Here is a 12,132-nt window from a genome sequence, read left to right on the forward strand (position 1 = left end):
CTTGGGCGCGCGCTGGAGGAGACCGAACGTGGGTTTCTTCCCGGGAAACGCATACTCGATCGCATGTGACTCAGGTCACATGGAATCTTTTCCCGGTCGGGAAATAACCGGGGATCGTCTCCCCGTTTAGCCATGTGTCCGAGCGAAACGGGGACGGCGTCCCCGGATCGTCACCCGGCGGCAACGACCGCCACCCCAGCAGCATCAGGAGTACGCCGTGCAGACCGTGACCCCCGTAGCGCGCAAGGCGCCCCGGCCGCGTGCCGACGCCCTGCGCAACCGGGAGCGGATCGTCACCGCCGCCCGGGAGATGTTCGTCGAGTTCGGCCCCGACGTGCCGCTCGACGAGATCGCCCGCCGGGCCGGCGTCGGCAACGCCACGGTGTACCGCAACTTCCCCGACCGCGACGCACTCGTCCGCGAGGTCGTCTGCTCCGTCATCAACCGTACGGTGGCGGCGGCCGAGCTCGCGCTCACGCAGACCGGGGATGCCTTCGAGGCCCTGGAGCGCTTCGTGCACGCCGCCGCCGACGAGCGGATCAGCGCGCTGTGCCCGATGGTCCAGAGCACCTTCGACCAGAACCACCCGGACCTGGAGGCCTCGCGCGAGCGGTGCGAGCGCCTCGTCGGAGAGATCATGGACCGCGCCAAGGCGGCCGGCCAGCTCCGCTCCGACGTGGACGTCGGCGACGTCATGATCGCCGCGGCCCAGCTCAGCCGGCCCCCGGCCGGTACCGGGTGCCAGTTGGCCGACCGCTATGTCCACCGTCATCTTCAGCTGTTCCTGGACGGACTGCGGGCCCCGGCCCGTTCGGTCCTGCCGGGCACGGCGCTGACCATGGAGGACATGCGCAAGGCCTGACCCGACCGCTCAGTTCAGAGCGCCACGGCAGTCACCACACCGTACGTATTCGAAGCAACTGTACGTATTCAACCGACGTATTCGAATCGACCGACGTATTCGAATCACCCGAACCTGAATCTCACCGGCCGTCACAGCCGACGAGCCGTCCCCTTTCCTTTCGCTTTTTCCGTCACGAAGTCCCGAAGTGGGTATCCCCATGTCTGAAACAGCCGCGAAGGCTCCCGGCAGCGCCCTCGGCGCCGCCGTCGACCCCAACCGCTGGAAAGCGCTCGCGTTCATCGCGATAGCCCAGCTGATGGTCGTCCTGGATGCGACCATCGTGAACATCGCACTGCCCTCCGCCCAGCAGGACCTGGGCATCTCCGACGGCAACCGGCAGTGGGTCGTCACGGCCTACGCCCTCGCCTTCGGCGGTCTGCTGCTCTTCGGCGGTCGTATCGCCGACCTCTGGGGCCGCAAGCGCGCCTTCGTCGTCGGTCTGGGCGGCTTCGCCGCGGCCTCCGCGCTGGGCGGCGCCGCCACCAACGAGGCCATGATGTTCGGCGCCCGTGCCCTCCAGGGTGCGTTCGGCGCGCTGCTCGCCCCGGCCGCGCTCTCCCTGCTCGCCGTGATGTTCACGGACGCCAAGGAGCGCGCGAAGGCCTTCGGTATCTACGGCGCCATCGCCGGTGGTGGCGGTGCGGTCGGTCTGATCCTCGGCGGATTCCTCACCGAGTACCTGGACTGGCGCTGGACGTTCTTCGTCAACATCCCGTTCGCCATCGTCGCCGCGGCCGGTGCCTGGTACGTCATCCGTGAGCCCGAGGGCGGCCGCAACCGCTCCGCGCTCGACATCCCCGGCGTGATCCTGTCCACCCTCGGTCTGGTCTCGCTGGTCTACGGCTTCACGCGTGCCGAGTCCGAGGGCTGGAGCGACTCGCTGACCATCGGCATGTTCGTCGCCTCCGGCGTGCTGCTGCTGGCGTTCGTCCTGGTCGAGTCCAAGGTCAAGGCCCCGCTGCTGCCGCTGCGCGTGGTCACCGAGCGCAACCGCGGCGGTGTCTACCTCTCGCTCGGCCTCGCGATCATCGCGATGTTCGGCCTGTTCCTCTTCCTCACCTACTACCTCCAGATCGTCAAGGGCTACTCGCCGGTGAAGACCGGCTTCGCCTTCCTGCCGATGATCGCGGGCATGATCACGGGTTCCACGCAGATCGGCACCCGTCTGATGACCCGGGTCGCGCCGCGGCTGCTGATGGGCCCCGGCTTCCTGGTCGCCGCGCTCGGCATGCTGCTGCTGACGCAGCTGGAGATCGGCTCCTCCTACGCCGCGCTCCTGCTGCCCGCGATGCTGCTGCTCGGCCTCGGCATGGGTACCGCGTTCATGCCGGCCATGTCCCTGGCCACCCAGGGCGTCAAGCCGCAGGACGCCGGTGTCGCCTCCGCGATGGTCAACACCTCGCAGCAGGTGGGCGGCGCCATCGGTACGGCCCTGCTGAACACGATCGCCGCCTCGGCGACCACGTCCTACATCGCCGACCACATCGCCGGCGCCTCCAACAAGTCCCAGCAGCAGCTGGTCCAGCTGGAGGGCATGGTGCAGGGCTACACCAGCGCCATCTGGTTCGCCGTCGGCATCCTGGTCGTGGCCGCGGGCATCGCGCTGACCCTCGTCAACGCCGGCCGCCCGGGCGGCTCGACGGTGGCCTCCTCCGAGGAGGGCGCCCAGGACGAGGTGGCGGTGCCGGTCGTCGCGCACTAGTCGCGCGACGACGACCGTCCGGTCGTACCCCCTTGGGACCAGGCGTACGTACGGGGATGGGGACGCTCCGTACGTACGGCCTCCAGGACCTGCCCAGGCCCCACTGAATGAGCGGTTCAGCGGAGCCAGGGCAGGTCCGCACCCGCTTCCGTCGGCTGCAGGCCCTCGGCGACGATCCGCATGATCTCGCCGAGGGCCTTCTGCTGTTCCTCGGTGAGGCGGTCGAACATCGCCTGCCGCACGGCCTCCACATGGCCCGGCGCGGTCTCCTGCAGCACCGTCGTGCCGGCGTCGGTCAGCACGGCGAACTGGCCCCGCTTGTCGTCGGGGCAGTCCTCGCGCCTGACCCAGCCGTTCTTCTCCAGCCGGGCGATGGCGTGCGAGAGACGGGAGCGGGTGATCTTGGCGTACATCGCCAGCTCGGTCATCCGCAGCCGGCGGCGCGGCGACTCGGCGAGCTTGACCAGCAGGCCGTAGTAGATGTGCGGCATGCCCGCGTCCCGCTGGAGCTGGCGGTCCAGGTGGTCCTCCAGCAGCGTGACCGCGTCCAGATAGGTGCGCCAGACCCGCTGCTGCTCGTCGGTGAGCCAGCGGGTCTCCCGCGTGGGCGCGGACGGGGCGGGTGCGGGCGCGGACGGGGGCGGCGCGGGGGTCGATGCCGTGTTCATGTACTCCACTGTACGAGAGCTCTCCTTGAAATTTTAACTACCTGGCCGTACGGTTTTCCCGTAAGGAATGTTTAGACTTAAAGCACCTGAAGGCCTCAGGTCTCCGGAGGGAGCCGTCGTCATGTCCGCCGCCGCACAGGAGCGCATGCCCGCCCTCTATCTCAGCCACGGCGCCCCACCGCTCGCGGACGACCCGGTCTGGCCCGGCGAGCTCGCGGCCTGGGCCGCCGGGCTGCCGCGCCCCAAGGCGATCCTCATGGTCTCCGCCCACTGGGAGGAGGCCCCCCTCGCCATCGGTGCCACCGAGCGCGTTCCTCTCGTCCACGACTTCTGGGGATTCCCGGAGCACTACTACCGGGTGACCTATCCGGCCCCCGGCGCACCCGAACTCGCCGCGTCCGTGCGCAGACTGCTGCGTGCCCCCGGCACCCCGGTGCAGGACATCCCGGACCGCGGCCTCGACCACGGTGCCTACGTGCCCCTCGTCGAGATGTACCCCGAGGCGGACATTCCCGTCCTCCAGGTCTCCATGCCGACCCTCGACCCCGTCGAGCTGATGGAGATCGGGCGCAAGCTGGCGCCGCTGCGCGACGAGGGTGTGCTGATCGTCGGCTCCGGCTTCTTCACCCACAACCTGGCCGCACTGCGCCAGGGCGGCATCCCCGCCTGGTCCGTGGAGTTCGACGACTGGGGCCGCGGGGCGCTGGAGAGCCGTGACTGGGACGCCCTGCTGGACTTCCTGCACAAGGCCCCGGCCGGCCGCTACGCCCACCCGCGCACCGAGCACTTCGCCCCGCTCTTCGTGACGATGGGCGCGGCGGACGCGGCCGGCGAGCAGGCGGCGCAGAAGTCGGTGATCGACGGGTTCTGGATGGGGCTGGCGAAGCGCTCGGTGCAGTTCGGCTGAGAGCCCGTCGCAGCCGCCTGTGCCGATGGGCTCAGAGGTCCTTCTCGTACCAGGCCACGTCCCAGTAGCGGCCGAACTTGCGGCCCACCTCGCGATACGTGCCGACGTGCCGGAAGCCGAACCGCTCGTGCAGCCGGACGGACGCCTCGTTCGGCTGGGCGATGCCCGCGTAGGCGCGGTGCAGGTCCTCGCCGGCGAGCGCGTCGAACAGGGACGTGTAGAGCAGGGTGCCGACGCCGCGCCGGCCGGCCTCCGGCGCGAGGTAGATCGTCACTTCGACGGAGGTCGCGTACGCGGGCTTCGGCCGGTGCGGGCTCGATGTGGCGTAGCCGAGAATCCGCTGTGAGTCGCCCGTGGAGTCCGGCTCCGTGGCAACCATCAGGCGGTACGGGCCGTCTTCAGGGTGGGAGAGCAACCAAGGGCGGCGCTCTTCCGGCGTGAAGACCGCGGTGTCGAAGGTGATGGGCGTCTCGCGTACGTAGTGGTTGTAGATGGCGACGAGGGCATCGAGGTCACTCTCGACTCCCGGCCTGACCTGCACTTCTGTACACCCCGACGGCATCGGTCCTCCCCTGTGGCCCGGCAGGATACTGCAAGATCAGAAAAATAGGGGGGCGGGTTGGGAATTCTGTCCTGATTCCAGTCGTTGTTTCCATCGAACGGCGGGCACTCGACAAGAGTCCCGAACGTTCAACGAACCACCGCCCGCCCTCCCCTTCTCTCGAGTGCGCTCGAGCGGGGGGACCCCACCGCAAGGGAGCACGCATGGCAACCCGTGCCGTCGCCCGTCGTCAGTCCGCCACCGGCGGGACCGCCGACGCGGCAAGCAGTGTTCGCGCCCATGGCGGCGAGATCGCGGACCGCGACCTGGTCGGCATGTACCTCGACGAGATCGCGCGTACGCCGCTTCTCGACGCAGCCAAAGAGGTCGAGTTGTCGCAGATCATCGAGGCGGGTGTGTTCGCCAGGCAGGTCCTCGACGGGTACGAGGAGGCCAAGGCCGACGCCACCCGCGACGAGCTCGAAGCCCTCGTCGCCGACGGAGAGCGCGCCAAGGACATCTTCATCCGTTCCAACCTCCGCCTGGTCGTCGCGGTGGCCCGGCGCTACCCGCGCAGCGGCCTGCCCCTGCTCGACCTGATCCAGGAGGGCAACGCCGGCCTGGTGCGCGCGGTGGAGAAGTTCGACTACCGCAAGGGCTTCAAGTTCTCGACGTACGCGACCTGGTGGATCCGTCAGGCCATCACGCGCTCGATAGCCGACCAGTCCCGCACCATCCGCCTCCCCGTCCACCTGGTCGAGGAGTTGGGCCGTATCCGGCGCGTCCAGCGCGAGTTCAACCGCGAGCACGGCCGCGACCCCGAGCACACCGAGATCGCCGCCGAGCTCGGCTCGACGCCGGAGCGCGTCGCGGACGTCCTCGACTGGGCCCGTGACCCGGTGTCCCTCAACATGTCGGTGGACGACGAGGGGGAGACGCAGTTCGGTGACCTCCTGGAGGACACCTCGGCGGTCTCGCCCGAGCAGTCGGTCCTCACCCTCCTGCGCAGCGAGGAGTTGGACGACCTGATCGGCCGCCTCGACCAGCGCACGGCGTCCATCATCAAGATGCGCTACGGCATCGAGGACGGCCGCGAGCGCACCCTGACCGAGGTCGGCAAGGAGCACGGCCTGACCCGCGAACGGATCCGGCAGATCGAGAAGCACGCCCTGCTGGAGCTGAAGAAGCTGGCGCGCAGCACCGGCTTCGACGCGGCGGCCTGACTCTCGGGCACAGGCGGGGGCGTACGCCCGGTGGCCAAAGACCGCGCAAACATGGCGATGTAACGCCGCTTCAATGCAGGGGCCACCGGGAACAAGACCTGCGGGCAAGGGAGTTCGGACCCGAGGCGACCGCCTCGGGCCCCGGACGCAGACCGACCGACGAACCTCACCACCACCGGACCAAGTCCCGACGCACTCCCCCCGGCGCCGGGACTTTCCCCGAGCCGGGCTTCGGCGCCCATCCCCCCTGGGTGCCGGGGCCCGGCTCCTTCTGCTTCCGCACGTCCGGACGGGCGGGTCACCCCGTACCTGAACCACGGGGTGGCCCGCCCGGATGGCAGATTGTGCCACATGGGCATAGCCTGCCGAACGTGACCAGCCCCACCCCCGCACAGCCCTCGGCCACCTCGTCGCCCTCCCTGATGGAGCGGCGCAAGGCTGCCACCCGTATGGAGATCGCCCGCGCCGCGGCCGCGCTCTTCGTGCGACGGGGACTGCGGGCCACCCGAGCCGAGGACATCGCCCAGGCCGCCGGCATCGCGCCGCGCACGTTCTACCGCTACTTCGCCACCAAGGAGGAGGCGGTGTCCCCGCTCTACGCGGTGGGCGCCGACCGCTGGGCCCAGGCGGTCCGCAACGCCCCCGCCGAGCTGCCCGTCCCTCAGGCCCTGGAGCACGCCCTGCGCCACACCCTCACCCCCGGCGCGGGCGTCTCGGCGGCCTCCTGGGAGTGGGCCCGCACCCTGGTCCGCCTCGCCATCTCGAACCCCGCCCTGCGCAAGGTCTGGGCCGAGGTGTGCCACGAGTCGGAGGCGAAACTGGCCGAGGCTTTGGCGCAAAGAAGCGGTACCGACAACGTTGCCGCTCACCATTTCGCCGCGGCGGTGGCGGCGGCGTCGGTCCGCGTGGCCGTAGAGACCTGGGCAACGGGTGACGCCCCCGCGGACGGCCCCCAGGGCCCGGCGGCGCAGGCTCTGCGCAACTTGGACGCCCTGCGGAACTTTCCGTGGGAGGACATCACGGCGGTCTGAGGGGGCCGAGGTGTCCGGCTGCGGGTCCGTGGGGGCTGATCGCGCAGTTCCCCGCGCCCTTGAAGGCAGGCGTTGCAGCGGGCCTGCGCCAAGCCGTGACCGTCGCCGTCGCGACCGTTCGCGCAGTTCCCCGCGCCCCTGGAGGCAGGCGTTGCAGCGGGCCTGCGCCAAGCCGTGACCGTCGCCGCCACAACCGTTCGCGCAGTTCCCCGCGCCCCTGGAGGCAGGGCGTTGCAGCCGCGTACGGCGGTGAGGGGACGTGCCGGGGGGTGTCCGCCCGCAGCGGCGGGCGTCAACGAACAGCGCCCTTCTCATGCCGGGCAACCGCCCGACCGAGGACGGAGACCCCCCGGCACGGCCCCGACCCACCCCACACCCGCAGGCGCTACGCGTACCCCCACCACCCCGCACAGGCCGCCGCAGGCATCACCCCCCGGCCCGACTCAACCGCCCGCCCAACTCCCGCACACACCGCACCAGTTCCTCCGGCGAGTCCACCACGAACTCGCAGCCCACCATCGCCAGCCGCACCGCCATCCACTCCACCGCGTCCCCCACGGCCCCCCGAAGCCGGCACCGCTCCCCGCCGTCCACGGCCTCCGGCACCCCCACCCACCCAGGCACCCGAGCCGCCACGAACTCCACCGGCGCATCGAACGTCACCGAGAACTCGTACGCCTCCTGCCGCCGCCACACCGACTGCCGCAGATATTCCGCCGCATTCCCCGTAGGCAACTCCCGCGGAGCGAACCGCGCCCCGGTGGCGAACGGCTCACTCACCCGGTCCACCCGGAACGTCCGCCAGTCCCCCCGATCGAGGTCGTACGCCACGAGATACCAACGCCGCCCGGTCGACACCAGCCGATACGGCTCGGTCAGACGCCGCGACTCCGTCCCGTCCTTCGCCCGGTACGCGAACCGCAACCGCTCCCGCCCCGCCACGGTCGACGCCATCACGGTCAGCGTCTCGGGCGCGATACTCGCCCCGTCCCCACTGGTCAGCGCCGTCGTCGCGGCCTGAAGCGTGCTCACCCGGTGCCGCAGCCGCGACGGCAGCACCTGCTCCAGTTTCGCCAGCGCCCGCACCGACGCCTCCTCCACCCCCTCGACCGCGTGCCCGGCCCCGGCCCGCAGCCCGACCGCGATCGCCACCGCCTCCTCGTCGTCCAGCACGAGCGGCGGCATCGCCTTGCCCGCGACGAGCCGGTAGCCACCGTCGGCCCCCATGGTCGCCTGCACGGGATATCCGAGGTCCCGCAGCCGGTCGATGTCACGCCGCACCGTGCGCCGGGACACCCCGAGCCGGTCGGCGAGCTCACCGCCGGGCCACTCGCGGGGCGTCTGGAGGAGGGAGAGGAGTGTCAGGAGCCGTGCCGGAGTGTCCGTCGTCATGATTTCGAGGATGCCGTAGAACTAGGACATGATCTGACCTAATGGGGCCATAGCTTTGAGCCATGACCGCAACCGAGACAGAACCGGCGCGAGTGACCAGCGACCAGCCGCAGCCCACCAGCAAGCGCACCCCCCAGCCCACCGCGGCCACCGCGGCCCCCGCAGCCACCGCGGCCACCGCGGCCACCGCGGCCCCCGCAGCCACCGCGGCCACCGCGGCCACCGCGGCCACCGCGGCCACCGCGGCCACCGACCGCCGTCGATGGTTCGCCCTGGCGATCGTGATGACCGCGGCCTTCATGGACCTCGTCGACGTCACGATCGTCAACATCGCCATTCCGTCGATCCAGCGGGAGGCCGGCGCGTCGTTCAGCCAGATCCAGTGGATCACCGCCGGCTACGCGCTCGCCTTCGCCGCCGGTCTGATCACCGGCGGCCGTCTGGGTGACATACACGGCCGGAAGAAGCTGTTCCTGATCGGTATCGGCGGCTTCACGCTGGCCTCGGCCCTGTGCGGCTTCGCCGCCAACCCCGAGATGCTGGTCGCCTCCCGCATCCTCCAGGGCGCGATGGCGGCACTGATGGTCCCGCAGGTCCTGTCGATCGTGCACGCCACGTTCCCGGCGCACGAGCGCGGCAAGGTCTTCGGGCTGTTCGGCGCGGTCGTCGGACTCGGCGCGGTCACCGGTCCGCTGCTCGGCGCGCTGCTGACGGAGTGGAACCTGTTCGGTCTCGAATGGCGCCCGATCTTCCTGATCAACCTGCCCGTCGGCATCGCGGGTCTGATCCTGGGCGGCCGTTTCATCACCGAGTCCAAGGCGCCGAAGGCGCTGAAGCTGGACCTCGTCGGCGTCGCGCTGGTCACCGTCGGTCTGCTGATGCTGCTCTACCCCCTGACCCGTGGCCGTGAGCTGGGCTGGCCGGTGTGGGGGTACGTGTCGATGGCGGGCGCGTTCGTCGTCCTCGCGGTGCTGGTGGCCTTCGAGCGTCGGAAGGCGGCCCGCGATGGTTCGCCGCTCGTCGAACTGTCGCTGTTCAAGGTGAAGAGCTTCGCGGCCGGCATCGCCGTACAGACCGTGTTCGGTGTGGCGCTCGGCATCTTCTTCCTGGTCTGGACGCTGTACATGCAGTTCGGTCTGGGCTGGAGCCCGCTGAAGGCCGGTCTGACCGGCATCCCGTTCTCGATCGCGGTCTCGACGGCGGCCGGTCTGTCCGTGCAGCAGCTGGTCCCGCGTTTCGGCCGCAAGGTGCTCCAGGCGGGCGCGCTGGTCATGGCGCTCGGCGTCCTGCTCTACATCTGGGAGGCGAACCGTTACGGCCTGTCCATCGCCCCCTGGCAGATGGCCCTGCCGCTGGTTGTGATGGGCGTCGGCATGGGTCTGATCGTGGCGCCGCTGACGGACGCGATCCTCTCCGAGGTGCCGCGCGAGCACTCCGGTTCGGCGTCGGGCCTCATCAACACCGTTCAGCAGATGGGCAACGCGCTCGGCCTCGGTCTGGTCTCGGTGGTCTTCTACGGGGTCGTCGACGACCGGCTGGCGGAGGCCAGGGAGCGCACAGCGGCCGGCCTGGCCTTCGCGGACGGCTTCCAGCACGCGCTGTGGTGGGTCGCCGCGGTGCTGGGCGTCATCTTCCTGCTGATGTCGGCGCTGCCCAAGCGGCCGGCGCAGCACGTCGAGGGGGCCGACGACCCGGGGCCGGCGACGGACAAGGAGCCCGCGCTCGCGGGCTGAGAGCGGGGGAGGGGCCCGGCACTTCGGTGCCGGGCCCCTTGTCGTTTCCGTGTTCCCCGTACTGAAGGCCCAGTCATGCCCGATTGGGCCCGAACCTGTTTACTTTCCGGAAATCCGGGCGTAGCCTCCTCGCGAAACCACAAGTTCGGGCACAGTTCGGAGGCAAACGGACATGTACGCACCGGAGCGGCAGCAGGAGATTCTCCGGCTGGCCCGCGACGGCGGCCGGGTGGACGTCCTGTCGCTGGCCGAGGAGTTCCAGGTGACGGCGGAGACCATCCGCCGGGACCTGAAGGCCCTCGACCGCGCCGGGCTCGTGCGCCGGGTGCACGGTGGTGCCATCCCCGTCGGGCGCCTGGACTTCGAGCCGGACCTCGCCGAGCGGGAGGGCACGGCGGCCGACGAGAAGGACCGTATCGCCAAGGCGGCCCTCGCCGAGCTGCCCGCCGAGGGCACGATGATCCTCGACGCCGGCACGACGGTGGCCCGCATGGCCGCCGCGCTGCCGCTGGAGGCGTCCCTCACCGTCGTCACGCACAGCCTGCCCATCGCGGCCCGCCTAGCGGACCACCCCGGCATCCAGCTCCATCTGATCGGGGGGCGCGTGCGGCACCGTACGCGCGCCGCCGTGGACGCCTGGGCGCTGCGGGCGTACGGCGAGATCCGGGCCGACGTCCTGTTCGTCGCGGCCAACGGCTTCTCCGCCGAGCACGGTCTGACCACCCCCGACCTCGCCGAGGCGGCCGTGAAGCGCGCGGCCGTGGCCGCGGCCCGCCGGGTGGTGCTGCTCGCCGACTCCTCCAAGCACGGCCAGGAGCACTTCGCCCGCTTCGGTGACCTGAGCGACGTGGACCTGCTGATCACCGACAGCGGGCTGAGCCCCGAAGACGCCACCGCCATCGAGCGCGGCGGTACGGAAGTGCTGTGTGTCTAGAAACGAGTGCGCATGATCCTCACCGTCACCCCGAATCCGTCCCTGGACCGCACCTACGAGGTCCCCTCCCTCGACCGCGGCGAGGTCGTCCGCGCCACCGGCGAGCGCATGGACCCGGGCGGCAAGGGCGTGAACGTCTCGCGGGCGGTCGCGGCAGCCGGGCGGCGCACGGTCGCGGTGCTGCCCCTCGGCGGCGCGCCCGGCGCGCTCGTCGCCGACCTGCTCGACGCGCAGGGCATCGAGGTCGCGCCGGTCCCGGTCGCCGGCGCCACCCGCTCGAACATCGCGCTCGCGGAGTCGGACGGCGTACTCACGAAGATCAACGCACCCGGCCCCGAGCTGTCGGCGGCCGAGCAGGAACTCCTTCTGGAGACGGTCCGCGAGCAGTCGCGCGACGCGGACTGGATCGCCTGCTGCGGCAGCCTGCCGCGCGGACTCGCGCCGTCCTGGTACGCCGATGTCGTCGCCCGGGCGCACGCGGGCGGCGCGCGGATAGCGCTGGACACCTCCGGGCCCGCCCTCCTCGAAGCGCTGCGCGCCCGCCCGGACGTGGTGAAGCCGAACGCCGAGGAGCTCGCGCAGGCCGTCGGGCGCCCTCTGGCCACCGTGGGCGACGCGGTGAAGGCCGCCGAGGAACTGCGCGGGATGGGCGCGCGCGCCGTGCTCGCGAGCCTGGGTGCGGACGGACAGCTGCTCGTCGACGACGCGGGCGCCTGGTTCGGCAGCGCGCGGGTGGACGCCGTACGCAGCAATGTCGGCGCGGGCGACTCCTCCCTCGCCGGGTTCCTGATCGCCGGGGGGAGCGGCCCGGAGGCCCTCGCCTCGGCCGTCGCCCATGGCGCAGCGGCCGTACAGCTCCCCGGCAGCGTGATGCCGTCCCCGGCCGACCTGGACCTGGCGGCGGTGACGGTCACGGCCGAGGTGCCGGTGGACCGCGTACTGCAGGAGCCGGTGTCATGACGAACGCGGCGCCAGTCACGGTCTTTGCCGATACGGCCCACGGGTGGCGAAGCTCGGTGTTACTCCCCGCGACCCCGGCCCCCCACCCCACCCACGCCACCCCCCACGGCGTCCCCGTCCCCTTCTCCGCCCACGAG

11 protein-coding genes are annotated in these 12,132 nt (G+C 71.0%); 8 read left to right on the top strand and 3 right to left on the bottom strand.

From position 1 onward, the window contains the following. The first annotated feature begins 217 nt into the window (after positions 1-217). Together AC3ETA_RS27550 and AC3ETA_RS27555 are read left to right on the top strand one after the other, a co-directional pair. Positions 218-862: a TetR/AcrR family transcriptional regulator gene (locus tag AC3ETA_RS27550; RefSeq protein WP_432195597.1), complete on the top strand. Its 645-nt coding sequence runs from the start codon at positions 218-220 to the stop codon at positions 860-862. Between the two features lie 199 nt (positions 863-1,061). Next, complete coding sequence (locus AC3ETA_RS27555) at positions 1,062-2,606, top strand: MFS transporter (protein ID WP_432195598.1); 1,545 nt, start codon at positions 1,062-1,064, stop codon at positions 2,604-2,606. A gap of 116 nt (positions 2,607-2,722) precedes the next feature. On the opposite strand, the gene AC3ETA_RS27560 is transcribed toward AC3ETA_RS27555, so the two are convergent. Continuing rightward, positions 2,723-3,274, bottom strand: a complete 552-nt coding sequence (locus tag AC3ETA_RS27560) for a MarR family winged helix-turn-helix transcriptional regulator (RefSeq protein ID WP_432195599.1) — start codon at positions 3,272-3,274, stop codon at positions 2,723-2,725. 121 nt (positions 3,275-3,395) lie between these two features. Between AC3ETA_RS27560 and AC3ETA_RS27565 the strand changes: the two genes are divergently transcribed. Further along, entirely contained in the window at positions 3,396-4,181 is a 786-nt protein-coding gene (locus AC3ETA_RS27565) for a dioxygenase family protein (protein WP_432195600.1), read from the top strand. Positions 4,182-4,212: 31 nt separating this feature from the next. Here AC3ETA_RS27565 and AC3ETA_RS27570 read toward each other — a convergent pair whose 3' ends face one another. Further along, entirely contained in the window at positions 4,213-4,743 is a 531-nt protein-coding gene (locus tag AC3ETA_RS27570; protein ID WP_432195601.1) for a GNAT family N-acetyltransferase, read from the bottom strand. 203 nt (positions 4,744-4,946) lie between these two features. Here AC3ETA_RS27570 and AC3ETA_RS27575 point away from each other — a divergent pair, with 203 nt between their 5' ends. Then, a complete protein-coding gene (locus tag AC3ETA_RS27575) occupies positions 4,947-5,945 on the top strand; it encodes a sigma-70 family RNA polymerase sigma factor (protein ID WP_271664309.1) in 999 nt (332 codons plus the stop codon). A 422-nt stretch (positions 5,946-6,367) separates the two neighbouring features. After that, a complete protein-coding gene (locus AC3ETA_RS27580) occupies positions 6,368-6,976 on the top strand; it encodes a TetR/AcrR family transcriptional regulator (protein WP_432195680.1) in 609 nt (202 codons plus the stop codon). Between the two features lie 426 nt (positions 6,977-7,402). On the opposite strand, the gene AC3ETA_RS27585 is transcribed toward AC3ETA_RS27580, so the two are convergent. Beyond that, positions 7,403-8,368: a helix-turn-helix transcriptional regulator gene (locus AC3ETA_RS27585; RefSeq protein WP_432195602.1), complete on the bottom strand. Its 966-nt coding sequence runs from the start codon at positions 8,366-8,368 to the stop codon at positions 7,403-7,405. Positions 8,369-8,652: 284 nt separating this feature from the next. Here AC3ETA_RS27585 and AC3ETA_RS27590 point away from each other — a divergent pair, with 284 nt between their 5' ends. The 3 genes from AC3ETA_RS27590 to pfkB all read left to right on the top strand — a co-directional run bounded on the left by AC3ETA_RS27590 (position 8,653) and on the right by pfkB (position 11,995). Continuing rightward, positions 8,653-10,101 carry an MFS transporter gene (locus AC3ETA_RS27590; RefSeq protein ID WP_432195681.1) on the top strand — a complete coding sequence of 483 codons (1,449 nt, stop codon included), beginning with the start codon at positions 8,653-8,655 and terminating at the stop codon, positions 10,099-10,101. 172 nt (positions 10,102-10,273) lie between these two features. Further along, complete coding sequence (locus AC3ETA_RS27595; protein ID WP_432195603.1) at positions 10,274-11,035, top strand: DeoR/GlpR family DNA-binding transcription regulator; 762 nt, start codon at positions 10,274-10,276, stop codon at positions 11,033-11,035. A gap of 12 nt (positions 11,036-11,047) precedes the next feature. Beyond that, on the top strand, positions 11,048-11,995 hold the full coding sequence (pfkB, locus tag AC3ETA_RS27600) for a 1-phosphofructokinase (RefSeq protein WP_432195604.1): 948 nt from the start codon (positions 11,048-11,050) through the stop codon (positions 11,993-11,995). Positions 11,996-12,132: the final 137 nt, after the last annotated feature.

The organism is Streptomyces sp. bgisy027 (assembly GCF_057710365.1).